The 24,588-nt window shown below is 65.2% G+C and carries 19 protein-coding genes; 7 read left to right on the top strand and 12 right to left on the bottom strand.

Going from position 1 to position 24,588, the window contains the following annotated elements; all coding sequences use genetic code 11:
- The first annotated feature begins 1 nt into the window (after nt 1).
- Genes trpA through AC1RWL_RS16410 form a run of 3 tightly spaced genes read left to right on the top strand, consistent with a single transcriptional unit; the run spans nt 2 to nt 3,160 of the window.
- Nucleotides 2-841, top strand: coding sequence for a tryptophan synthase subunit alpha (gene trpA / locus AC1RWL_RS16420; RefSeq protein ID WP_435268944.1), 840 nt, complete (start codon nt 2-4; stop codon nt 839-841).
- Between the two features lie 39 nt (nt 842-880).
- A complete protein-coding gene (accD, locus tag AC1RWL_RS16415; RefSeq protein WP_439618628.1) occupies nt 881-1,792 on the top strand; it encodes an acetyl-CoA carboxylase, carboxyltransferase subunit beta in 912 nt (303 codons plus the stop codon).
- A 24-nt stretch (nt 1,793-1,816) separates the two neighbouring features.
- Complete coding sequence (locus tag AC1RWL_RS16410) at nt 1,817-3,160, top strand: bifunctional folylpolyglutamate synthase/dihydrofolate synthase (protein WP_493095595.1); 1,344 nt, start codon at nt 1,817-1,819, stop codon at nt 3,158-3,160.
- A gap of 70 nt (nt 3,161-3,230) precedes the next feature.
- On the opposite strand, the gene trxA is transcribed toward AC1RWL_RS16410, so the two are convergent.
- The 12 genes from trxA to AC1RWL_RS16350 form a co-directional block, all read right to left on the bottom strand.
- A complete protein-coding gene (gene trxA, locus AC1RWL_RS16405; protein ID WP_160861395.1) occupies nt 3,231-3,551 on the bottom strand; it encodes a thioredoxin in 321 nt (106 codons plus the stop codon).
- Between the two features lie 107 nt (nt 3,552-3,658).
- A complete protein-coding gene (gene addA, locus AC1RWL_RS16400) occupies nt 3,659-7,210 on the bottom strand; it encodes a double-strand break repair helicase AddA (RefSeq protein ID WP_493095596.1) in 3,552 nt (1,183 codons plus the stop codon).
- On the bottom strand, nt 7,203-10,388 hold the full coding sequence (gene addB / locus AC1RWL_RS16395; RefSeq protein ID WP_493095597.1) for a double-strand break repair protein AddB: 3,186 nt from the start codon (nt 10,386-10,388) through the stop codon (nt 7,203-7,205). The genes addA and addB overlap by 8 nt, the downstream gene beginning before the upstream one ends.
- Nucleotides 10,385-11,119: a nucleotidyltransferase family protein gene (locus AC1RWL_RS16390; protein WP_493095598.1), complete on the bottom strand. Its 735-nt coding sequence runs from the start codon at nt 11,117-11,119 to the stop codon at nt 10,385-10,387. The genes addB and AC1RWL_RS16390 overlap by 4 nt, the downstream gene beginning before the upstream one ends.
- Before the next feature lie 13 nt (nt 11,120-11,132).
- Entirely contained in the window at nt 11,133-12,629 is a 1,497-nt protein-coding gene (tsaE, locus tag AC1RWL_RS16385; RefSeq protein WP_493095599.1) for a tRNA (adenosine(37)-N6)-threonylcarbamoyltransferase complex ATPase subunit type 1 TsaE, read from the bottom strand.
- A 4-nt stretch (nt 12,630-12,633) separates the two neighbouring features.
- On the bottom strand, nt 12,634-15,180 hold the full coding sequence (locus AC1RWL_RS16380) for a sensor histidine kinase (protein WP_493095630.1): 2,547 nt from the start codon (nt 15,178-15,180) through the stop codon (nt 12,634-12,636).
- A gap of 201 nt (nt 15,181-15,381) precedes the next feature.
- Nucleotides 15,382-16,782, bottom strand: a complete 1,401-nt coding sequence (gene ahcY, locus AC1RWL_RS16375) for an adenosylhomocysteinase (protein WP_256120423.1) — start codon at nt 16,780-16,782, stop codon at nt 15,382-15,384.
- Nucleotides 16,783-16,949: 167 nt separating this feature from the next.
- The gene (locus AC1RWL_RS16370; RefSeq protein WP_256120422.1) at nt 16,950-17,222 is read right to left on the bottom strand and encodes an HPr family phosphocarrier protein; all 273 of its coding nucleotides are present in this window, start codon (nt 17,220-17,222) and stop codon (nt 16,950-16,952) included.
- A gap of 15 nt (nt 17,223-17,237) precedes the next feature.
- A complete protein-coding gene (locus tag AC1RWL_RS16365; protein ID WP_256120421.1) occupies nt 17,238-17,639 on the bottom strand; it encodes a PTS sugar transporter subunit IIA in 402 nt (133 codons plus the stop codon).
- A 149-nt stretch (nt 17,640-17,788) separates the two neighbouring features.
- Nucleotides 17,789-18,244 (bottom strand): HPr kinase/phosphorylase, encoded by a 456-nt coding sequence (locus AC1RWL_RS16360; RefSeq protein ID WP_493095600.1) that lies wholly within the window; start codon nt 18,242-18,244, stop codon nt 17,789-17,791.
- On the bottom strand, nt 18,241-19,971 hold the full coding sequence (locus tag AC1RWL_RS16355) for a stimulus-sensing domain-containing protein (RefSeq protein ID WP_493095631.1): 1,731 nt from the start codon (nt 19,969-19,971) through the stop codon (nt 18,241-18,243). The genes AC1RWL_RS16360 and AC1RWL_RS16355 overlap by 4 nt, the downstream gene beginning before the upstream one ends.
- A gap of 149 nt (nt 19,972-20,120) precedes the next feature.
- The gene (locus tag AC1RWL_RS16350) at nt 20,121-20,852 is read right to left on the bottom strand and encodes a response regulator transcription factor (RefSeq protein WP_256120419.1); all 732 of its coding nucleotides are present in this window, start codon (nt 20,850-20,852) and stop codon (nt 20,121-20,123) included.
- Between the two features lie 313 nt (nt 20,853-21,165).
- On the opposite strand from AC1RWL_RS16350, the gene AC1RWL_RS16345 reads away from it, so the two are divergent.
- From AC1RWL_RS16345 to AC1RWL_RS16330, 4 genes are all read left to right on the top strand, one after another.
- Entirely contained in the window at nt 21,166-22,776 is a 1,611-nt protein-coding gene (locus AC1RWL_RS16345; RefSeq protein WP_493095601.1) for a phosphoenolpyruvate carboxykinase, read from the top strand.
- A 114-nt stretch (nt 22,777-22,890) separates the two neighbouring features.
- Nucleotides 22,891-23,325 (top strand): alternative ribosome rescue aminoacyl-tRNA hydrolase ArfB, encoded by a 435-nt coding sequence (arfB, locus tag AC1RWL_RS16340; RefSeq protein ID WP_256120417.1) that lies wholly within the window; start codon nt 22,891-22,893, stop codon nt 23,323-23,325.
- A gap of 107 nt (nt 23,326-23,432) precedes the next feature.
- Complete coding sequence (lysM, locus tag AC1RWL_RS16335) at nt 23,433-23,945, top strand: peptidoglycan-binding protein LysM (RefSeq protein WP_256120416.1); 513 nt, start codon at nt 23,433-23,435, stop codon at nt 23,943-23,945.
- A 24-nt stretch (nt 23,946-23,969) separates the two neighbouring features.
- The gene (locus AC1RWL_RS16330) at nt 23,970-24,587 is read left to right on the top strand and encodes an alpha-ketoglutarate-dependent dioxygenase AlkB family protein (RefSeq protein WP_493095602.1); all 618 of its coding nucleotides are present in this window, start codon (nt 23,970-23,972) and stop codon (nt 24,585-24,587) included.
- The last annotated feature ends 1 nt before the right edge of the window (nt 24,588 follow it).

The raw sequence follows: 24,588 nt of genomic DNA, 5'->3' as shown, positions 1-24,588 counted from the left end.
GATGACCGCACGCATGGACAAACGTTTTGCGGATCTCGCGGCCGTCGGCCGTCCGGCCCTCGTCACCTATTTCATGGGCGGCGATCCGGACTATGCGAGCTCGCTGGAGATCATGAAGGCGCTGCCCAAGGCCGGCTCCGATGTCATCGAGCTCGGCATGGCCTTTTCCGACCCCATGGCCGATGGCCCCGCCATCCAGCTCGCCGGCCAGCGCGCGCTGAAGGCCGGCCAGACGCTCGCCAAGACGCTGCAGATGGCCCGCGACTTCCGCCGGGAAGACGATGCGACGCCGATCGTGCTGATGGGCTACTACAACCCGATCTATATCTACGGCGTCGACCGTTTTCTCGACGACGCGCTCGATGCCGGCATCGACGGCCTGATTGTCGTCGACCTGCCGCCGGAAATGGACGACGAGCTCTGCATTCCCGCCGTTGCCAAGGGCGTCAACTTCATCCGCCTCGCAACGCCGACGACGGATGAAAAGCGCCTGCCGACCGTGCTGAAGAACACCTCCGGCTTCGTCTACTACGTCTCGATGAACGGCATTACGGGGTCGGCCCTGCCGGATCCGTCGCTGATCGGCGGTGCCGTCGGCCGCATCAAGGCGCATACGGCGCTGCCGGTCTGCGTCGGCTTCGGCGTGAAGACGGCGGAACATGCGCGCGCCATCGGTGCCGCCGCGGATGGCGTCGTCGTCGGCACGGCCATCGTCAACCAGATCGCCTCCAGCCTCACCGCGGATGGCAAGGCCAGCGCCGCCACCGTTGCCGGTGTCGAGACGCTGGTGATGAGCCTCGCCTCGGGCGTGCGTGCATCGCGCCTTGCGGCGGCGGAATAAAGTCCCCACATGGGACGGGATAAAACGGGAGTCTAGACCGTGAACTGGATCACGAACTACGTTCGGCCGAAGATCAACTCGATGCTTGGCCGCCCCAACCGGGATGTTCCGGAAAATCTCTGGATCAAGTGCCCGGAAACCGGCGAGATGGTGTTTCACCGCGATCTCGAGGAAAACAAGTGGGTTATCCCGGCTTCGGGCTACCACATGAAGATGCCGGCGAAGGCGCGCCTGAAGGATCTCTTCGACGACGGCGTCTACGAGTCCCTGCAGCAGCCGAAGGTGGCGCAGGACCCGCTGAAATTCCGTGATTCGAAGAAATACACGGACCGCCTGCGCGACAGCCGCACCAAGACCGACCTGGAGGACACGATCCTCGCCGGCGTCGGAAAGATGCGCGGCGTCAAGCTCGTCGCTGTCGTGCACGAATTCGCCTTCATGGGCGGCTCGCTCGGCATTGCCGCCGGCGAGGCCATCATCAAGGCCTTCGAGCGTGCCATCGCCGAAAAGTGCCCGCTTGTCATGTTCCCCGCCTCCGGCGGCGCGCGCATGCAGGAAGGCATCCTCTCGCTGATGCAGCTTCCGCGCACCACGGTCGCGGTCGAGATGCTCAAGGAGGCAGGCCTTCCCTATATCGTTGTGCTCACCAACCCGACGACCGGCGGCGTCACGGCCTCCTATGCCATGCTGGGTGATATCCACCTTGCTGAGCCGGGTGCGGAAATCTGCTTTGCCGGCAAACGCGTCATCGAGCAGACGATCCGCGAAAAGCTGCCGGAAGGCTTCCAGACGTCGGAATACCTGCTGGAACACGGCATGGTCGACCTCGTCGTCAAGCGCCACGACATTCCCGACACGCTGGCCCGCCTTCTGAAGATCCTGATGAAGAAGCCCGCAACGGTGTCCTCGCCCGTCGTGGCGAACGGCGCCGTCGCCATCGCGGCGCAGTAAAAAGCCGCACCGCGCGAGGGCAGCATGTCGATGGTCACGGTCAGCGAAGCGGCAGCGGAGATCGAAAAACTTCTCGGTCTCCATCCCAAGGGGTTCGATCTTTCGCTGGACCGGATCACACGGCTCCTGTCCGCGCTCGGCGATCCACATCTGAAGCTGCCGCCGGTCATCCATGTGGCCGGCACCAACGGCAAGGGCTCCGTCACCGCCTTCTGCCGCTCGATCCTGGAGGCGCAGGGCCTCAGCGTCCACGTCCACACCTCCCCGCACCTCGTCAACTGGCACGAGCGCTACCGCCTCGGCGTCAAGGGCGGCCGGGGCCAGCTGGTGGAAGACGCCGTGCTGGCCGATGCCGTGCGCCGCGTGGCGGAGGCCAATGGCGAGCAGAAGATCACCGTCTTCGAAATCCTGACGGCCGTCACCTTCGTGCTGTTTTCCGAGCACCCGGCGGATGTGGCGATCATCGAGGTGGGTCTCGGCGGCCGCTTCGACGCGACCAATGTCATGCCGCGCCCCGCGGTTTGCGTCATCATGCCGATCTCGCTCGACCACCAGGCCTATCTCGGCGACCGCGTCGAGCTGATCGCCGCGGAAAAAGCCGGCATCATGAAGCGCGGCGTGCCCGTCGTCATCGGCTACCAGTCGGAAGAGGCCGCGCGCGACGTGCTGATCGAGACGGCCGAACGGCTTGGCTGCCCGCATGCCGTCTATGGCCAGGATTTCATGGCGCATGAGGAATATGGCCGCCTCGTCTATCAGGACGAGTTCGGCCTTGCCGACCTGCCGCTGCCGCGCCTGCCGGGCCGCCATCAATATGGCAATTCCGCCGCCGCGATCCGCGCCGTCAAGGCCGCCGGTTTCACCATCTCCGAGCACGCGCTGGAACTGGGCCTTGCCCGCGTCGAATGGCCGGGCCGCCTGCAACGCCTGACGGATGGGGCGCTGATGCGGCTTGCGCCGCGCGGCAGCGAAATCTGGGTCGATGGCGGGCACAATCCCGGTGCCGGGCAGGTCATCGCCGAGACGATGGCGAATTTCGAGGAACGCGATCCGCGCCCGCTCTTCCTCGTCACGGGCATGATCAACACGAAGGATCCGGTCGGCTATTTCGAGCCGTTCCGCGGCCTTGCCGAGCGCGTCTTCACCGTGCCGATCCGCGGCTCGGATGCCGGCCTCGACCCGGTGTCGCTCGCCGATGACGCGGCGCGCGCCGGCCTGGAGGTCGAGCCCCTCTCGACGGTCGCCGACGCCATTGCCGAAATCGGCCGCATCACCGAGGAAGATTCGGTGCCGCCGCGCATTCTGGTCGGCGGCTCGCTTTACCTGGTCGGCGATGTGCTCGCCGACAACGGCACGCCCCCCACCTGAAACAGAAAGCGGCCTGAAACGAAAAAGCCCGACGCGAGGCCGGGCTTGAAGGGTAGTCCGTCGCTGCCGATCAGGCGGCGCTGGAAATCCAGGAAGAAAGCGCCGTCTTCGGAGCGGCACCGACCTTGATGTCGGCCACTTCACCGCCCTTGAACATGGCGAGCGTCGGGATCGAGCGTACGCCGAACTGGGCGGCCAGTTCCGGGTTCTCATCGATGTTGAGCTTGGCGACCTTCACCTTGCCGGCGAGTTCGGTGGCGATTTCTTCGAGCGCCGGGGCGATCATCTTGCACGGACCGCACCATTCAGCCCAGAAATCGACGACGACCGGCTCTGCGGAATTCAGAACTTCGGCCTGGAAATTGGACTGGTCGACTTTAACGGTAGCCATGAGGCTCTCCTTGAACGGTGATTGTTGTACAAGATGTGATGCCGCCGGCCTCCCGTTTCAAGGGCCGGCATCGCCCTTGCGGGCAATGGATTGTCCCGCCCGGTATCTCACTTTGAGCGCAGTTCGGCAAGGCTCGCTTCCATCAGGCCGGCATCCAGCCAGTAGGTTTTCGCCGCTTCCGTATAGATCAGCCCGCAGCGGATCTCGCGCCCGGGATAGAGCGGGCCAAGGATCGCACGATAGATCGCAAGCTGCGCCCGGTGCTCGAACGGAATGTCCTTCAGAGACCCCGGCGGCACGCGGTTCGTCTTGAAATCGACGATCTCGACTGCCGTTTCGGTGACCGCCATGCGGTCGATCCGCCCCGAGACGGCAAAATCGCGGCTGCCAAGCGTCAGCGTGCCCATGATCGAGACTTCCGCCCGGGCTGCCGGGGAAAAGATCGTCGCCAGGCTCTCGTCATCGATCACCGCCAGCGCGGCATCCACCAGAGCATCGCGCGCACGCTCCGGCCAGGTGGCGGCCGCACGCTCAAGATAACGCCGCGCCGCCGCCGGCCGGTCAGCAGGCTCGAAGGCCGGCAGGACTTGCAGGAAACGGTGCAGGATGCGCCCGCGCTCCAGCGCAAGGCCAGCCCCCGGAACGCCACCCTTCCGCCCGAACAGCGCCGAGGGCACCAGCAGGTCCGCCGCATCCGTCTCGATCACCGCCGCCGCACCCGAGGGGCTCAGCGGCCGCGGCAGCGACTTCTGCGGCGGTAGGGGTTGCCCGAGCGCCTCCGGCAACACCGCCTTCGCCTTTTCCTCGACACCCGCCGTCGCGACCTCGCCGACATCAGCCGCACCGGCCTCGCGCCAGGCAAACCCCTGCCAGTTTTCCCCGGCCGTCGAAAAAGTCGTTTCCACACAGCGATGGCCATCGGCGGAAAGCGCGCCGGCGATCATCGGGTGCCAGGTGTCCTTGTTCTCCTGCCGGCCGCGATAGCCGCAGACGACCAGCCGATCGGCCGCACGCGTCATCGCGACGTAGAGCAGGCGGCGATATTCCTCCTCGGCGCTCTCGCGGATGCGGTTCGCATCGACCTCGGTCAGCGCATTGCCAAGGTCTTTTAGCGGCAGCCATGCCGGCAGGCCGCCGGCAGGCGTCGAGAGGAAGCGCAGCTGCGGCATATGACTGGGGCTGAAGGGTTTTGCCCCGCCATCGACGAGAAAGACCACCGGCGCCTCCAGGCCCTTGGCGGCATGCACGGTCATGATGCGGATTTCGCCGCGCGCCTTGTCCTGCTCGCGCTTCACCGTCGGCGCTTCCAGCTCCAGCGTCGAGACGAAGGCCTGGAGGCCGGGCAGGCCGTTCTCCTCCTGCTCCAGCGCGAAGGTCAGGAATTCGTCGATGATCTCGCCGGCCTCCGCGCCGAGCCGCGCGAGAAAAGCTCGCCGCCCGCCGCCGGCACCGAGAATGCGGGCATAAAAATCGTGCACCGCCTGGCTGCGCGCATCGCGAATCACGCCGTCGAGCCGCTGGACGATGCGCCCAAGGGCCTCGTCCGCATCCGCCGCCTCGCTGAGCCGCGCCCAGAGGGTCTGTGTCTCGCCGCGGCGTGCGGCAAGCGCAAACAGCGCTTCCTCGCTGAGGCCGAACAGTGGGCTTTTCAAAAGGGCCGCCAGCGAAAGATCGTCCTCCGGGAGCACGGCGAAGCGACCGAGTGCCATCAGGTCCTGCACGGCGATATGTTTCGTCAACACGAGCCGGTCGGCGCCTGCTACGGGCAGGCCATGCCGCTGCTTCAGCGTGCGGGTCAGCGCATTGACGAAGGCGTCGCGCTTGCGCACCAGCACGATCACGTCGCCAGCCGCCATCGGCCGCGCCTTGCCCTTCTCCGTCACCGTCTCGCGGCCGATCCAAGATGCCAGCGTATCGGCAATGCGCCGTGCCAGCACATTGATCGGCGCCTCCTCGGCCACCGCGTCGAAGGGCGCCGTCCAGTCTTCTTCGTCGAGGCCCGGCGGCGCGGCGATCACCTCCCAGATATCGACGGCACCGGGCTCGCGCCCGCGGTTGGAGGCGTGCACGATATCGCTGCCATCCGGCGTCAGCCCGCGCGCATTGGCGGCATCGAGAAAGACCCGGTCGACCGCCGATAGCACGTCGCGGGTCGAGCGGAAGGAGAGCAGCAGACGGATCGGACTGAACGCCGTGTCGGCAGCCAGCGTGCGCCGCGACACCTCCCGGCCTTCCTCGGCAAACCGTTCCGGTCGCGCGCCTTGGAAGGAATAGATCGACTGTTTTTCGTCGCCCACGGCGAAGATCGTGCGACCGGTCCCGCGCGCTGTTTCGCCGGCAAAGAAATCGTCCGTCAGCGCCTTGACGATCTGCCATTGCCGCGGGCTGGTATCCTGCGCCTCGTCGACGAGGATATGGTCGATGCCCTGATCGAGCTTGTAGTGCACCCAGGCGCTCACCTTGTCGCGGGTGAGAAGTGTCGCGGTGCGGTCGATCAGGTCGTCGAAATCGAGCAGGCTGCGCGCCCGCTTCAGGTCCTCGTAATCGCCGATCAGCCGCTCGGCGATGGTGAGCGCCGCAAGCGTCGCCTCATACATGCGAAACCGTCGCAGCCGGTCGTCGCAGGCGATCACATGGGCCTGCGCGGCTTGCAGCGGGTCCTCAAACTGCGGGAATTGTTTCTTCAACGCTGCGGAAAAGAAGGCCGTGCCTAGCTTCTTGGGCTGCCCTTCCTTCGTAAAGAATAAAGAATGGAGCGAGGCGCGGCGTGTTTCTGCTTCGGTGAGCCGACTTGTGGAACGCAAACCAGCGGCCGATGTTTTTACCGTGTCGCTGCCCAGCGTTTCGGCCGCTGAAAGATAGGCTTCAAGCGTCGCCCCCTGCAAACCATCCAGCGGCCAGAAGGCGGCGAGAACGTCCTCGGCCGTCTCGTGCGGCGCAAGCCCGATCTCGCGGCGCAGCACCGCCTCCACGCCGCCCGCACGCTCTGCCATGTCGAGAAATATCCGGATCGGCCCGCGGCTCGCCACGATATCGGAAATCAGCCGTTCGAGGCCGGTATCGTCGGCGATGTCGAGCACCGTGGCGAAAGCCCCGGCAAGGCCCTGGTCGTCCTCGCTGGTCGTCGCCGTCAGCAGCGTGCGGCGCGCATCGGCGAGCAGCACGGCAGCAGCCCGGTCGTCGAGCACGGAAAAATGACCGGCGACATTGGCTTCCAGCGGGAACTGGTGCAGCAACGCCTCGCAGAAGGCATGGATCGTCTGGATTTTCAGGCCGCCCGGCGTTTCGAGCGCACGGGCGAAGAGGCGTCTTGCTTCCGCAAGCTTGAAGAGATCGGGCCGCTCGCCCTCGATCGCCGCGACCCGGTCGGACAGCTCGGCGTCCGACAGCGTCGCCCAATCGGCAAGCCGCTCGAAGACGCGGTTCGACATTTCCGAGGCCGCCGCCTTGGTATAGGTGAGGCAGAGGATGGCGGAGGGCCGGCAGCCGGCCAGCAGCAGTCGGATGACCCGCTGGGTCAGCACATGTGTTTTGCCCGAGCCGGCATTGGCGGACACCCAGGCCGAACGGCCGGGATCGGATGCCGTCGCCTGTTTCAGCGATGTCCAGCTCCGCCAGGCCGCGGGATCGGCGGAGGCGGGTCTGTCCTCGTCAAGCATCGTCTCCCTCCTCGCCGCTTTCGGCCGACGACCATTCGGCGACGCGCGCCAGATGGTCGTATTCCCCGCCATAGTCGCGTTCCTGCTCCGGAATGAGCCGGGAGGCGAAGCCGTAGCGCCCTTCGATCAGGCCGGTCAGCAGTTTTTCCAGCTCCGCCAGCGATTCCTCGGCCAGGTCGCCCGCGGATTTCGGCGTCGCGTTGGCGGATTTGGCGTGTTCGTTGTTGACCTGTTCGGCCTTGAAGCGTTCGCCGGGTTTGAGGCGCACATAGAGAAGGTTCGCCGGCTCACGCAGGCCCGGCCCGCGGAAGGCGCCGCGCCGGATCGCCGCCGCTTCCAGCGCGAGCTGCGGATCGAGCAAGGCGCGGGCGACCTTCAGCGAGGGCGTGCTGCCCGTCTTGTAGTCGAGAATATCGGCGCTGCCATCCGGCAGGATGTCGATCCGGTCGGCGATGCCGGTGAGCCGGATACCGGCCACCGAAAGGTCGAGCGAGGCCGGAACCTCCGTCAGGCTCTCCCGCACCGCGCCGGCCCGTTCGAGGTGCCATTTGACGAAGGCACGGCCAACGGCGGCAAAACGCGGGCGCCAGACGGCGTCGATATGCGGTGGCAGGGCGACGATGTCGAATTCCTCGTTCAGGATGCGGGTGACGAGGGCGAGCGGCTCGCCGGTCTTTTCCTCGCGCACGAAACGGTCGACGATGCGGTGGTAGACCGAGCCGCGCTCTGCCGGTCCAGGGTCGAGATTGAAGGGCGCGATGGGATCGAGGCGCAGGATATGCCGTGCATAGATCGCGTAGGGATCGCGCCGCAGGCGGCCGATCTGGCTGAAGGAATATTTGCGTGGCTGGAGCTCGGCCGGCGGGCGGGGCGCCGGGCGGGCAGCCGTCGGCACGGAGGGGCCTTTGTCGATGGCATTCGCCCAGTCGATGAAGTCCTTACCGCGCCGGCGCAGGTCGGCCGCCAGCGCCGGGCCGCCGACGGCGATGAGGCGTTGCAGCCAGCGCGAGGCGACAGTCGGCGCGGTGCCGTTGCGCAGCGCCCGCGTCAGCACGAGTTTCGGCGCGGCGGCGGCCATTTGTAGGTCGTGGCCGAGTTGGCCGATGCGTCGTTCGGGGGGCTCCAGGCCGATTTCCACCTTCATGATGCGCGAGAGGAAGGCGTCGTTCGCCGCCTGTCCCGGCCAGGTGCCCTCGTTCAGCCCGCCGATCACCACCGTATCGACGCTCTGGAGGCGTGATTCGAGCGCGCCGAAAATAAAGACGCGCGGATGGCGCATGGAGCGCGGCTTGACGCTTTCGCTCGCCGCCAGCGCCTCGATGATGTCGCACCATTGCGGCCCGTCGGCCTCGATCTGCCCGTCCGTCTCGATGACGCTCTTGAGCAGGTTGGCAAGGCTGTCGCCGGCCTCGCCAGACCACAGCGCCGCAAGGTCGCCGCGCTCGTTTACAGCCACAGCCTCCAGCGCGCGGCCGGTCCGCTCCGACCAGTCGGACAGCGCCAGCCTGGAGGAAAAGCGCCGCCCCGTTCGGCTTTCGTGAAAGAGCACGCCGGCCAGCGGCTCGACGGCGGCTGCGACGCGCTGGGCCAGATCGCGGGCAAGAGGGATCGCCTGCTCCGGCAGGGCGGTGCGCCAGACGGGCGGATGACGATCCGTTGTCTGCCGCTCCAGCGCGGCGTCGAGCAGCGGTTCGAGCGTCGAAATATCGATCTCGGCGGTGCCGCCGCGCAATGCCGTCAGCTCCAGCGCGGTCACGGCGTCGCGCAGATCCGCGGCGGAAAGCCCGAAGCGGGTGAGGGGGTGTTTCAGGAGGGCGACGAGTGGCACCGGATCGCCGGGCCGAAGTGCGGCCTCGACCAGCAGCCGCAGAAGCGTGCCTTGCGGCGTGGAGAGCAGCGGCGTGCCGGCCGAATCGTCCGCCTCGATGCCGAAGCGGGCAAGTTCCGCCGCCACGCGCCGGCCGAGCTTGCGGTCGGGCGTGATCAGCGCCGCCTGCGCGTCTTCGCCATCCTCCAATGCGAGGCGCAGCGCGATGGTGATCGCCAGCGCTTCCTCCCGCTCATTGGCCGCCTCGACGAGCGAAACGTCGTGAAACGCCTCCGCCATGCGGCCGGCGTCGATCGTGCCGCGGATATCGCCCCAGCCCGATGTCGCCTGCGTCGGCAGGAAGGCGCTGGAGAGGATTTGCGTGCGGTATTCGAGGGCAGCGGGCGGGGTTCCGAGCGGCTCGACATCGCTTCGCGTACAGCCCATGCGGGCGAGCAGGCGGTGGAGGCCGTATTGCGGATGGCTGCGGGCGGCCGCGTCGGGTTTCTGCGCGCCTGCCGCACCTGCCTGATGGCCGACAAGCAGCCATTCCGTATCCGACATGAAACGATCAAGCCCCGGCAGGATGACGACGCCGTTCGGCAGGTTTGCCACGGCGGCGATCAGCCCGGCCGTTGCGGGAATGGAGCCTGTCGAGCCGGCGATGATGACGGGGCCGGCGGGCGGCATGGTGCGGTAGCGCTCCGTCTCGGCATGCAGCGTCGCATTGCGCCGCAGCGAGGACGAGGACCGGTTGAGTTCGGTCAGACGCGCCGGCCAGTATTCGCTGGCGATTTTCAGGAACTCGGCGGTGAGCTGCCACCAGAGCGCATGGTTGGAGACGTCGAGATTGTCGAGCGCCGACCAGTCGAGCTCTTCCGTCTCCATCGCGTCGATGATCTCGGCGAGGTTGCGGGCGAGCCAGACGGCATCGGCCGGACTTGCGGGCGCGACCAGCGGGCTTTCGGCATGCACGGAGGTGACGGCGGCCGGCAGGCGGTTGCGCCAGGCCAGCACGAGGCGGGCAAGCTCGATGAGGCGCGTCGGGCCGGAGAGCGGCTCGGCCATGTCGAGCAGTGCCGGCGCCACCTCGTCGAAGAAGCCGCTGTCGTCATCGGTCTCGCCGAGCGCGCGGATGACCGGCAGGATGGCGGAGCGTCCGCCGAGCAGGTCGACGAATTCCGAGCGCAGCACGCGGGCGGAACGGCGCGTCGGCACGTAGACCGTCACGTCAGCCAGCGCCAGCGGATCGGCCGGATCATAGGTGAAGCCGGGCACGAGCCGGCCGTCGAGGAGGGTCGCGGCCACCGTTTTCAGGAAGGGCAGGCTCGCCGGGATGGAATAGACGCGGCCGCCCCGGGCGCCCGTCACGCCGCCGCCTCGCGGTAGGCGCCGATCACGGCCTCCGCCTGGCCGATCGCCTCCGGCGTGCCGACGGTGATCCAGTGGCCTTCGAGCACGATGCCGTGGAGCCGGCCCTTCTCGATCGCCCGGTCGAAATAGATGTTGAGGTTGAAGGCGTCGTCGGGCGCATCATCGAGCAGCGCGGGCATCATGGCGATGGCGCCGGCATAGACGAACGGCGTGCCGTCGCCCTCCCTGTAGCGCGCAAGCCGCCCCGCCGCGTCCATGGAGAAGTCCTTCTTGCCGTTGTGGCCGGTCGTGTCCTCCAGCTTCACGCAGAGCATCAGCATGTCCATGCGCTGCGGGTCGAAGGCGTCCACCAGCCGGTCGAGATTGCTCGGCCCGCCGGGCGCCTCGCCTATCCAGAACAGGTCGGCATTCATCACGAGCACGGGGGCGCGGCCGAGCAGTTTCAGGCCCTTGGCGAGGCCGCCACCGGAATTCATCAGCTGGTCTGTCTCGTCGGAGAGGATGATTTCCGGCGCCTTGCGCGTCGCGAGGTGTGCGATCATCTGGTCCGCAAAGTGGTGCACGTTGACGACGGCGCGCTTGACGCCGGCCTGCGCCAGCGCGTCGAGCCCGTAGTCGATCATCGGCTTTCCGGCGATCGGCACCAGCGGCTTCGGCATTGTGTCGGTGATGGGGCGCAGGCGCGTTCCGAGGCCGGCGGCCAGCACCATGGCGTCTTCGATCTTCATCTGGTTTCCGCGCTTATGATTCGGTCGCGAGGATTCCAGCCTTTCTGCACCAGTCGCGCAAGGGGGCGAGATCGGGATGGCTGAGCGCGCGCTCCAGATTGCGGAATGTTCGCGGCATGTGGCGCATATAGGCGGGCTTGCCGTCGCGCTGCATGAGCCGCACCCAGAGGCCAATGAGCTTGCAGTTGCGCTGCGCCGCCATGACATGCCAGTCGCGCAGGAAGCGCGCGCGGTCGAAGCCGGCGTCTTTTTCGCGCAGCTTCAGATAGTGGTCGAGCACGTCGTCCGCCACGCCCTCCTGCATGTCGACGCGGGCATCCTGCACCAGCGAGGCGACGTCATAGGCCGAGGGGCCGATCATCGCATCCTGGAAGTCGATGATGCCGACCCGGTCGGTGCCGGTCGCCTCGGGCCGCCAGATGATGTTCGGCGAATGGAAGTCGCGCAGCAGCAGATTGTGCTCGGCGGCGGAAAGGCTTTCGATCAGGGCGTCCCAGATGGCGATATAGTCGCGGCGTTCGTCGTCGCTTGCCGGCGTGCCGCGCTTCCAGGGCAGATACCAGTCGGTGAGCAGACTCACCTCGATCTGCATGGCATCACGGTCGAAATCCGGCACGGTATGGACGATGCCGTCCGCCACCGGAAGATCGTGTTCGAATGCCTGCCCATGCATATGCGCCAGGCAGGCGGCACTTTCACGGTAGCGTTCCGCGATCGGCACGCCATCGTCATCCAGCACGCTGGCGCTGCCGAGATCCTCGATCAGCAGGATGCCCTGTTCGATATCCGTCTCGTAGATCGCCGGCGCGCGAAGACCTTTTTCGACGAGGGAACGCGCAATCGCGATGAAGGGCCGTACGTCTTCGGCAATATGGGCGATCTGCTGGTAATATTTGCCATGGGCGAGGATCGGGCCGGGCGTATGCCGCGGCGAATCCATCAGCACGAAGCGCTTGTCGCCAGTATAGATGTGCTCATAGGCGCGAATGGAGGCGTCGCCCGTCAAGTGGCGCCGAATCGCATTCCGGTAGCCGGCTTCGTCAAGAAAGCTGCGGATCGCCAGCGACCGTCGAATCCGGGCAAGCGCCGGTGCCGGCCCGTCGATCGCCACCCGCCGGCCGTCGCTCTCGTGCAGGAAGTGTAGCATGATGCCTTCCGCCGGCAATGCGCCAGACCCTTTTTCGGGCCATTCCACCAGGCAGATGCCGTCGGACAGTGCCTCGTCGAAGCCGAGTTCGTCGATCTCGGCGGCGTCCGCGATGCGGTAGAGGTCGAAATGCGCGACGGGAATGCGCAGGTCGTAGCTCTGGACCAGCGTGAAGGTCGGGCTCGGCACCTCCAGCATCGCGTCGTCGGCGATGGCGCGGATTATCGCGCGGGCAAGCGTCGACTTGCCGGCGCCGAGATCGCCGTGCAGCGCGACATAGTCGCCGCGCTTCAGCGCCAGGGCAAGGTCCTCGCCGAAGCGGATGGTGGCGGCTTCGTCGGCGAGAAAGAGGTCGAGCGCCATGGACCTATTCCGCGGCGGCGAACGACGTCATCGTCGCGGAAGGCAGGCGGCAGGTGACGACCGTGCCGCGGCCCTCATGGCTGTCGATCGTGACGCTGCCATGGTGCAGGCTGACGAAGCTCTCGACGATGGAGAGGCCGAGACCGGCACCGCCATGGCGGCCGTGGCTTTCGAAGCGGTTGAAAACCGTCTTCAACACGTCCTGCGGAATGCCCGGCCCGCGATCGGAGACGGTGAAGACGAGGTCGCTGCCATCGCGCCAGCATTTCAGGCCGATGGCGCTGCCGGCGGGTGCGAAATTCGCGGCATTGCTGAGCAGCTTGATGAGGATCTGCTTCAGGCGCTGCTGGTCGGCGACGATCGTGCCGAGATTGTCCGGTGCGGTGATTTCCAGCGTCACCTGCGCCTCGTGCAGGCGGTCGGCGAACTGCATCGACACGTCGTCGAGCAGGTCCGTCAGGTTGATCTCGCTATAGTCGAGTTCCATGATGCCGGCATCGACGGTGGCGAGGTCGAGAATGTCGTTGACGATGGTGAGCAGCACCGCCGAGGACGTGGCGATGTGATCGACATATTCGGACTGCCGGTCGCTGAGTTCGCCCATGCTCGGCGTCTTCAGGAGGTCGGCGAAGCCGATGATGTTCGTGAGCGGCGAGCGCAGCTCGTAGGAGACGTGCTGGACGAAATCGTTCTTCAGCGCGTCGGCCTTGCGCAGCGCGTCGTTCTTTTCCGTAAGCGCCCGGCTGACGCGCACGCTGTCGGTGATGTTGACGAAGGTCAGCATCGTCTGGGCGTTGGAGAGCGGGATCACCGCGAAATCGAGCACCAGGCCGGTGCGCAGCTCCAGCACGCCCTGGCAGGAGGGGCGCTCGTCATCGAAGCTCGTAATGATATGCGCAAAGCGCTTCCAGCCGTCCGGCTTGTCGTAGGAGGGCGCGCAGGCCTGCTCGATGGCGCGGATATGCGTGCCGGATTTCGCTTCCGCCTCGCTGATGCCCCAGAGCGCCCGGAAGGCCGGGTTGGAGAGGCGGATGCGGCCATCGGGGCTGAACACCGCGACACCCTCGGCGAGGTGGTCGATCGTCTCGTCCTGCACCTGCACCAGCGTGTTGTAGCGGGTTTCGAGGTCGACCTTCTCCGTCAGGTTCTCGAAGACCCAGGTGGCACCGCCTTGCGGACGCGCCGTCGCGAAGACGCGCAGCGTCTGGCCGTTCGGCAGGTGCCAGAGGTCGGTCTGGGTGTCGATCGCGCGGTAGACGGCGAGTGCCGTGTCCTTCCACTGTTTCCAGTTGAGCTGTTCCGGCAGTTTGCCGGCGGCGCGCAGCCGGTCGAGCAGCTCGCCATTGCCGGGCTTGCGCTCCAGGAAGGCGGTCTCGATGTCCCACATGCGCTGGAAGGCCTGGTTGTAGAATTGCAGGCGCTGTTCGCCGTCGAAGATCGCGACGGGGGTGGCGAGATGGTCGAGCGTCTCGGCATGGCTCTTCAGCGTGCGCACAAGCTCCTCGCGCACGGCCTCGACGTCGGAGACGTTGATGGCGATGCCGGCGGAGCCGCTGGAGCTGCGTGCATCGACGACGTCGAAGAAGCTGCGGTTGCCGCTGACGACGGTCGAGACCTTGTCGTGGAAGGGCGTGTCGTAGGTGCTGGAGGCGCGGATCTTTTCGCGCGCGATGGTCGGCAGCAGCTCGCGTCCCTCGCGCACGGCGCTTGCCGCGTCCTTCGCCTCGACGGCCTCGGCGTAAGCCTCGTTCACCCAGGCGAGCGAGCCATCGGCGGCGCGCTGCCAGACGGGAAGATCGATCTGGTCGAGCAGGCCCTGCAGCGTGGTCAGCGCCTGCACCAGCCGGTCGCGCTCGAGCTTCAGCTCGGCGGCTTCGGCGCGCAGGTTGTTGAGGGCGACGAAACGCACGAAGGCCTGTCCGCCGGACACGCGGCCCTGCGCCTCGATGACCTCCTCGCGGCTGGTCTCGATGATGAGGTCGAAACTCTGCGCCTGCGAACGCAGCCGCTCGATGGCGCGCTCGATCTCGACGGCGGAATTGGATTTCAGCCAGCGGCCGAAGGCGAGGAAATCACGGTCGGCCTGCGGCGCGCCGGTTTCGGCCGGCAGCTGGCCGAGGAATTCCGGCTTGTCGGAAAGGCCGTCCCACACGACGATGCGCCGGTTCTTGTCGCCGATCAGCGCCTGGAGGCGGGAAACGTTGTGCCGCGAATCGGCAAGATGCGCCTTCAGCTCACGGTTTTCCGCTTCCATGCGGCCGCGCTGGCGGATCATCCAGATGGCGGAGACCATCGCCGCCGACATCACGCCGAGCAGCATGGAAACGGTGACGATTTCCGTCGTGGCGAGATAGGGGCCGGCGGCATAAGCCGGGCCGGCAAACGCGCTCAGCGCCGAGCCGGCAGCCAGCACGCCTGCAAGACGGCGCGCGCCGCGAGCCGTTAACCATGTTTCGATTTTGTTCGTTCCGGCAGGTGCGAGGGAACGCACCATGCCCCGTTCCGGTACGGCAAAAGCCTGCCCGGAACGGCCTCGTTTCATTTCCGACATCATCCCCGGTATGTCTCCGTCCGTTTGCCGCCTGATCGACAAGACATCCCATCCGGCGCGTAAGGTCCGCATCTTCACGCCGAATCAATTGCTTAAGGATACTTGTTTCCCGAATCGTCGGGAAGGGACGCGCCCAAAAAAGAGGCGGCGCGCCTTGTCAAGCGCGCCGCCTCTAGATGTTGTGGATAATCCGGGTAAGGATCAGTACCTGTAGTGCTCAGCCTTGAACGGACCCGTCGTCGTCACGCCGATGTAACCGGCCTGCTCGTCGGAGAGTTCCGTGAGCTTGGCGCCGAGCTTGGCGAGGTGAAGGCGCGCGACCTTCTCGTCGAGCTGCTTCGGCAGCACGTAGACTTCGTTCTGGTACGCGTTGCCCTTGGTGAAGAGCTCGATCTGGGCCAGAACCTGGTTGGAGAACGAGGCGGACATCACGAAGGACGGGTGGCCGGTGGCGTTGCCGAGGTTCAAGAGGCGGCCTTCCGACAGCAGGATCATGCGGTTGCCCTTCGGGAACTCGATCATGTCGACCTGCGGCTTGATGTTCGTCCACTTGAAATTGCGCAGCGACGCGACCTGGATCTCGTTGTCGAAGTGGCCGATATTGCCGACGATCGCCATGTCCTTCATCTCGCGCATATGCTCGACGCGGATGACGTCCTTGTTGCCTGTGGTCGTGATGAAGATGTCGGCCGAGGACACGACGTCTTCGAGCTGCACGACTTCAAAACCGTCCATGGCGGCCTGCAGCGCGCAGATCGGGTCGATTTCCGTGACCTTGACGCGGGCGCCGGCGCCCTTCAGCGAGGCAGCCGAGCCCTTGCCGACGTCGCCATAGCCGCAGACGACGGCGACCTTGCCGGCCATCATCACGTCGGTGCCGCGGCGGATGCCGTCGACCAGCGATTCCTTGCAGCCGTACTTGTTGTCGAACTTCGACTTGGTGACCGAGTCGTTGACGTTGATTGCCGGGAAGGGCAGTAGGCCTTTCTGCTGGAGCTGGTAGAGACGGTTGACGCCGGTCGTGGTCTCTTCCGTGACGCCCTGGATGGCATCGCGCTGCTTGGTAAACCAGCCGGGCGTTGCGGCAAGGCGCTTCTTGATCTGCGCGAAGAGGATTTCTTCTTCTTCCGAGCCCGGATTGACCAGGATGTTCTCGCCGGCTTCCGCGCGCGCGCCGAGCAGGATGTACATGGTGGCGTCGCCGCCGTCGTCCAGGATCATGTTGGTGAGGCCGCCATCGGCCCACTGGAAGATCTTGTCGGTATATTCCCAGTACTCGGTAAGGGTTTCACCCTTCACGGCATAGACCGGGATGCCGGCAGCGGCGATCGCGGCGGCGGCGTGGTCCTGCGTAGAGAAGATGTTGCACGACGCCCAGCGCACGTCGGCGCCGAGTTCGACCAGCGTCTCGATGAGAACGGCGGTCTGGATGGTCATGTGCAGCGAGCCGGTGATGCGCGCGCCCTTGAGCGGCTTGGCGGCGCCGAACTCTTCGCGGCAGGCCATCAGGCCCGGCATTTCGGTTTCGGCGATCTGAATTTCCTTGCGGCCGAAATCGGCAAGCGCGATGTCGGCGACGTGATAGTCCTGCGTGGTGGTCATGGAGGTCTCCAGCCTTCTGAGCAATTCCAGCAAAGCGTGAGCGGCTTTGCGTTCGCAATTGCGGAAAAAGAAAATGTTCTTCGCGTGGTGGCGCTTTCCCTATCAGGAAATGGCCGCTGGAGCAACATGATATAAAGAAGTCTTTATATCCTTATATCGACGCGAATTTACATTTCCTCGCCGAAGCGGTCGGCGATCAGCGCGTCGAGCGCATCGAGCACCTGCTGGGCCTCGGCGCCTGTTGCCGTCACCTGCACGCAGCAGCCGGGGCTGGCCGCCAGCATCATCAGGCCCATGATCGAGGTGCCGCCGACGGTCATGCCGTCCTTGGAGACCGTCACCTCCGCGTCGAAGCCGTCGACCGTCTGGACGAATTTTGCCGAGGCGCGGGCGTGCAGGCCGCGCTTGTTGATGATGAGAAGCTCTTTCGAGACGGTCATGGACGGCAGGAAACCTTATTTGCCGCTCAGCACGCGGCTGGCCACGTTGATATATTTGCGGCCGGCCTCCGACGCGTCGATCAGCGCCTTTTCCATGTTGTTCTCGCCGCGAATACCGGCAAGCTTGATCAGCATGGGCAGGTTGACGCCGGCGATCACCTCGATGCCCTCGCCGGTCATCACGGAGATCGCAAGGTTCGAGGGCGTGCCGCCGAACATGTCGGTGAGGATGATGACGCCATGGCCCTGGTCGGCCTTCATGACCGCTTCCAGGATGTCCTGGCGACGCTGGTCCATGTCGTCCTCGGGGCCGATACAGACGGTCTCGATCGCCTTTTGCGGACCAACGACATGTTCAAGGGCGTGCCGGAATTCCTCCGCCAGCTTGCCATGGGTGACAAGCACCAGTCCGATCATCAGCAGTCGCTCCAGTTTCCCAACTCAAACGGACGGCGAATACCGCAACGCAACAATTCCGTCCACCGTTGGGGTGGCCATCATGTCAATGAAAAGGCCAAGTGCAAGCCCAAAATGCCTGATTTCGGTTTTTGACGGGGCTTTTGCGGTCAACTTTTGAGGATTTCCGGATGCAGTGCGGTCAATGTCGCGAAGGCGGTGCAACCGGGAAAGAGCGGCAGCCGCGTCAGAGGCAGGAAGACGGACGGCAGGACCTCGGCGGTTTCCCCCTCCGGCGGCAGGCGCTCGGCAAATGGCGGCTCCAGCGGGCGGATCGCCCGGGAAAGCACGGCCGCCTCGATCGTCGCCACCTTGGCGATGCCGGCGCCCCGCACTTCCGCAAGCCCGGCAATGCTGGCCGGCGCCCGGGCGACGATACGCCCGCCCGCCTGGTGGATCAGGACCTGGTCGTCGCTGACGAGCGCGGAAAAGAGGCCGCGCCCGCGCGCCTCTTCGATGCAGTGCAGCGCGACGGCGCTTTTGCCGGCCCCGGAAGGGCCGAGAAAGAGAAGTCCCGTCGTGCCGATGACGATGGCCGTACCGTGCACGTTGGCCGGCGGCGTCATTTCTGGTTGCCGGTCGGCAGCGACAGCGTGAAGCGCGCACCGCCGATGGTGCCGGTCGCCTTGTCGAGGATGTTTTCGGCCTTCAGCGTGCCGCCATGCGCCTCGGCGATCTGCCGCGAGATGGAGAGGCCGAGGCCGGAATTCTGGCCGAAACCTTCGCTGGCCGGGCGGTCGGTGTAGAAGCGCTCGAAGATGCGGTCGATGTCTTCCGCCTGGATGCCGGGGCCGTTGTCCTCGACCTGGATGAGGCAGCGGTCGTTTCGGCCGCGCGACAGGCGCACGACGATGCGCCCGCCGGGATCCGGCACGAAGGAGCGCGCGTTCTCGATGAGGTTGGTGACGATCTGGCCGATGCGCAGCTCGTAGCCGCTGACATTGAACTTCGCCTTCGGATTGTCCTTGCGGTCGACGACGAAATCGAGCGAGACCGGCTTCTTGCGCGTGTAGACCTGGCGCGAAATGTCGATGAGGTCGCCGAGCAGCTTTTCGAGGTCGACGGTGCGCGCATCGCTGCGGGCAAGCTCCGCATCGAGCCGTGAGGCGTCGGAAATGTCGCTGATCAGCCGGTCGAGGCGGCGCACGTCATGCTGGATGATGTCGAGCAGGCGCTTCTTCGATTCGTCGGTGCGGGCGAGCGGCAGGGTTTCCACGGCGCTGCGCAGCGAGGTGAGGGGGTTTTTCAGCTCGTGGCTGACATCGGCCGCAAAGCTCTCGATCGCGTCGATGCGGTCGTAGAGCGCCGTCGTCATCTGGCGCAGCGCGATGGAAAGGTTGCCGATCTCGTCCTGGCGCACGGAGAAATCCGGAATTTCCTCACGCTCCTTGGCGCCGCGGCGCACGCGGATGGCGGCCGCCGAGAGCCGGCGCAGCGGATTGGCGATGGTGCTGGAAAGCAGCAGCGACAGCGCGATGTTGACGAGGCCGGCGACGCCCGCGACGCGCATGATGGCGAGGCGCTCGGCATGCACGATCTTGTCGATGTCACCCGCCTGCGTGGAGAGCAGCAGCACGCCGAGCACCGCGCGAAAACGCTGCACCGGCACGGCAACCGAGACGATCAGCTCGCCCTTGTCGTTGACGCGCACGACGGCACCGCGAACGCCCGTCAGCGCGTTCATCACTTCCGGATAGATCGATCCGTCGCCGCCCGGCGCTTCCTTGTATTGCGGCAGGTTGCTCGGCTGGAGGATGCGGTTGAACCAGACGTTCATGCGCTCGATGAGGCTGGTGCTCTCCGGCTCCACCGGCGGCAGATCGAAGCGCAGCACCTGGCCCTGGGTATAGAGGTGGCGCGAATCGAGCAGCAGGTTGGCGTCGGTATCGTAGATGCGGGCGCGGGTGCGCGTCGGCGAGATCAGCCGCCGCAGAACAGGTGCCACGCGCTCCGGATTGATCGGGAATTCCAGGTCCTCGTCGTTCGGCAGCGGCGTGATGCTCTGGCCGGCCTGCAGTTCCAGCAGCTTTTCCGGGTCAATGGTGATCGAGTTGGTATCGACCGAAGCGGAGGCGGAGATGGCGCCCGCGATGATCTCGCCCTGGGTCAAAAGGCTTTCGACACGCGCGTCGATCAGGCCCTCGCGGAACTGGTTGAGATAGAGGATGCCGGCGACCAGCACGACGAGTGCGACGAGGTTGAAGAACAGGATGCGGCGTGTGAGGCTGGAAAAGACCGCATTGCCGAAGATCCGGCGTGCCAGCGTGAAGGGATGCGTCCAGCGGCGGCGCAGCGAGCGCGGCGCGGGCCGGCCCTCGACGTCTTCCCCATCCCTTTCCGGCGTTGTCTGCAACAAGCGGGTCTACCTTCCATGCGCACGGCACGAGGCCGCCGACCGCGGCATGCCATTGCCGCCGCGGTTCATGCAAGCGAAATCGCGCCTCAGGCGGTCTCGCGAAAACGGTAGCCGACGCCGTAGAGCGTTTCGATCATATCGAAGTCGGTATCGACCATCTTGAACTTCTTGCGCAGCCGCTTGATGTGGCTGTCGATGGTGCGGTCGTCGACATAGACCTGCTCGTCATAGGCCGCATCCATCAGCGAATCGCGGCTCTTTACGACGCCCGGGCGCTGGGCCAGCGAATGCAGGATGAGGAATTCCGTGACGGTCAGCGTCACCGGCTCGCCCTTCCAGGTGCAGGTGTGGCGCTCCTGGTCCATGACGAGCTGGCCGCGCTCCAGCGAGCGGGCCGCGATTTCGCCGGCCTTGGCCGCATTGCCGGTGCCACCGGAGGCGGCGGCCGCCTCGCGGCTGGATGCCCGGCGCAGGATCGCCTTGACGCGCTCGACGAGCAGGCGCTGCGAGAAGGGCTTGGTGATGAAGTCGTCGGCGCCCATCTTGAGGCCGAATAGCTCGTCGATCTCCTCGTCCTTCGAGGTGAGGAAGATCACCGGAATATCCGACTTCTGGCGCAACCGCCGCAACAGCTCCATGCCGTCCATGCGCGGCATCTTGATGTCGAAGATGGCAAGATGCGGCGGGCGGGCGAGAAGCCCGTCGAGCGCCGAGGCGCCGTCCGTATAGGTCTCGACCTTGTAGCCCTCTGCCTCCAGAGCGATCGACACGGATGTCAGAATATTCCGGTCGTCGTCAACGAGTGCGATCGTCTGCATCCTGCTAGTCTCCATATTCATCGGCGCCTTTCCCGACCTCGGATCGTCTTCCTGTCCTGGATGTGATGCGCCTCCTTGGGGGTAAAGGTGGAACAAATTGTGGCAAAGATAAAGGGAGACGTTTCAGCCGCGCCGGGCGAGTCATTTTTAAATCGATTATTCAAACGATTAAAAAAGTAACATAATTCTTTAAATCGATTAAATAATTGATATCATTGCCAAATTTGCATTTTCCTCTTGTCTTTGTGACAGTCCCGAATTAGCTTCCCGGAAAATCCACACCATTCTTGTCGCCTTGGAGGAAAACTGGACCATGCAGGAACTTGGCGTTCGCAACCCCGCTCAGGGGCTCACCGCGATGGGTATCCATACTAACGGCACGGTCCGGTACAACTTTGCAGCAGAGGCTCTTTACGAAGAGGCGCTCGGCCGTGGCGAAGCTGTGAAGACCGCGCATGGGGCGCTGCGTGCGCTCACCGGCCAGCACACCGGCCGTTCGCCGAAGGACAAGTTCGTCGTGCGCGACGAAAACACCGAAGGCGCCATCTGGTGGGACAACAACAAGGCCGTGTCGCGCGCGCATTTCGACGCGCTGCATGCCGACATGCTGGCGCACGCCGCCGACCGCGACCTCTTCGTGCAGGACCTGATCGGCGGCGCCGATGCCGACTATGCGCTGCCGACCCGCGTCGTCACGGAACTCGCCTGGCATTCGCTGTTCATCCGCAACCTGCTCATCCGTCCGGCGGAGTCCGATCTTGCGGGTTTCGCGCCAAAATTGACGATCATCGACCTGCCGACCTTCAAGGCCAATCCGGAGCGCCACGGTGCGCGCACGGAAACCATGATCGCCTGCGACCTGACCCGCGGCATCGTGCTGATCGCCGGCACCTTCTATGCCGGCGAGATGAAGAAGTCGGTCTTCACCGTTCTGAACTGGCTGCTGCCGTCGGAAAAGGTCATGCCGATGCACTGCTCGGCCAATGTCGGCCCGGATGGCGATGCGGCCGTGTTCTTCGGCCTGTCCGGCACCGGCAAGACGACGCTGTCGGCCGACCCGAACCGCACGCTGGTCGGCGACGACGAGCATGGCTGGGGCGAAAACGGCATCTTCAACTTCGAAGGCGGCTGCTACGCCAAGACGATCCGCCTTTCGGCCGAAGCCGAGCCGGAAATCTACGCGACGACGCAGCGTTTCGGCACCGTGCTCGAAAACGTCGTGCTCGACGCGAACGGCGTGCCGGACTTCAATGACGGCTCGCTGACGGAAAACACGCGCTGCGCCTATCCGCTGGATTTCATCCCGAATGCCAGCGACACCGGCCGCGCGCCGCACCCGAAGACCATCATCATGCTGACGGCCGATGCCTTCGGCGTGATGCCGCCGATCGCCAAGCTGACGCCCGACCAGGCCATGTACCACTTCCTCTCCGGCTACACCGCCAAGGTCGCCGGCACGGAGCGTGGCGTGACCGAGCCGGAAGCCACCTTCTCGACCTGCTTCGGCGCTCCCTTCATGCCGCGTCACCCGACGGTCTACGGGAACCTGCTGAAGGAACTGATCGCCGAACACGGCGTCGATTGCTGGCTGGTCAACACCGGCTGGACCGGCGGCGCTTACGGTGAAGGCCGCCGCATGCCGATCAAGGCAACCCGCACGCTGCTGGCGAGCGCGCTCGACGGCTCGCTGAAGGACGCGCTGTTCCGTCGTGATGACAATTTCGGCTTCCAGGTGCCCGTCTCGGTGCCGGGCGTGGACACGAAGATCCTCGACCCGCGCTCGACCTGGGCAAACGGTGCCGCCTATGACAAGCAGGCCCAGAAACTCATCGACATGTTCATCGCGAACTTCGAAAAGTTCGAAAACCATGTGGACGGCGGCGTGCGCGATGCGGCGCCCGGCCTGAAGATCGCGGCCGAATAAGGTTTTTAGCGATGATTCACGTGAAACCCGGTCCTCGCGGCCGGGTTTTTCGTTGCGCGCGCCGGCTTCCCGTTTCGCCGATCGCCCGCTAAAACGGCGTGGAAAGGAACATCCATGGCCAGCGACCCCCTCTACATCAAAAGCTCCATCACGATTGCCGGTTGGGAGCTGACCGAACAGTTCGTGCTGGCCGGCGGTCCGGGCGGCCAGAACGTCAACAAGGTCTCGACGGCGGTGCAGCTTTTCTTCGACTTGCGCAACTCGCCGTCGCTGGACGACCGGGTGAAGGCAAATGCCGAAAAGCTCGCCGGTCGCCGGCTTTCCAAGGAGGGCGTGCTGCTGATCGAGGCGAACCGCTTTCGCAGCCAGGAGCGCAATCGCGAGGACGCGCGCGAGCGGCTGAAGGAGCTGATCCTGAAAGCCGCCGAACCGCCGCCGCCGGTGCGCAGGAAGACCAAGCCGACGAAGGGTTCGGTGGAACGCCGGCTCAAGGAAAAATCCGGCCGTTCCGACGTAAAACGCAATCGGGCGAAGCCTGGCGGCGAATGATTGCCGCAACTTGGCCGTTTATGAATGAGAGTGAAACGAAACCTTTCCTTCGCGGAAAGGCTCTGCTTTAGTTCAAAAAAACAGACCAAAAAAATCGGGAGGTAGTCATGGGTCTCTTCAGCTTTATCAAGAACGCCGGCAAGAAGCTCGGCATCGGCGACGACGAAGCGCCGGAAGCGAGTGCGGTCAAGAAGGAGCTCGATTCCTTCGATCTCGGCACGCAGAAGGTCGAAGTCTCCGTCGAGGGCGACAAATGTGTGCTGAAGGGCGTGGTTGCCGACCAGACGGCCTTCGAAAAGGCGGTCATCGCCGTCGGCAACACGCTGGGCATTTCCAAGGTCGAAGCCGCTGATCTCAAGGTCGTGCCCGCCGATTCCGGCCTAAAGCTCGAGAAAATCGACCTGGCGGAACTCCTGAAGGTCTCCGCGCCCGCCAATGACCCGACCCTGCACACGGTAAAGAAGGGCGACAACCTGTGGAAGATCGCCGAGGCCTATTACGGCAAGGGCAAGGGCGCCAAGCACACCCTGATCTTCGACGCCAACCGCCCGATGCTCTCCCACCCGGATAAGATCTATCCCGGCCAGGTGCTGCGCATTCCGGACCTGGCGGAAGCGTGAGCCGCATTCGGCACGAGATGCGCCATGGCTGAGCGTGGCCTCGCCCCGGGGCTGCGCTATTTCCCCGACCATTTCGATCGCCCGGCGCAGGAGGCGCTTGTCGCGGCCATAAGAGAGGTCGTGGCCGAGGCGCCGCTCTTCGTGCCGCGCATGCCAAAAACCGGCAAGCCGATGTCGGTGCGCATGACCAATTGCGGGCCGCTCGGCTGGGTGACGGACAAGGACAACGGCTACCGCTACCAACCGACCCATCCCGAGACCGGCCGCCCCTGGCCCGCCATCCCAGATGCGCTTCTCGCCTTGTGGGAGGCGGTTGCCGGCTTTGAAAAGCCGCCGGAAGCCTGCCTCGTCAATTTCTACGATCCCGATGCCAAGATGGGGCTGCACCAGGACCGCGACGAAAGCGAATTCGGCGCGCCCGTCGTGTCCGTATCGCTGGGGGACCAGTGCCTGTTTCGCGTCGGCGGCGTTTCACGCAGCGATGCGACGCGGTCCTTCCGGCTATCGAGCGGCGACGTCTTCGTCTTCGGCGGCGAGAATCGGCTGATTTTCCATGGGGTGGATCGCATCTATCCGGGCACGTCGACGCTGTTGAAGAATGCCGGGCGCATCAACCTGACGCTTCGCCGGGTCAATTCTTAAG

The sequence above is a fragment of the Shinella sp. GW821-FHT10F02 genome, assembly GCF_058809275.1.
This window is presented reverse-complemented; position numbering and strand designations above follow the sequence as displayed.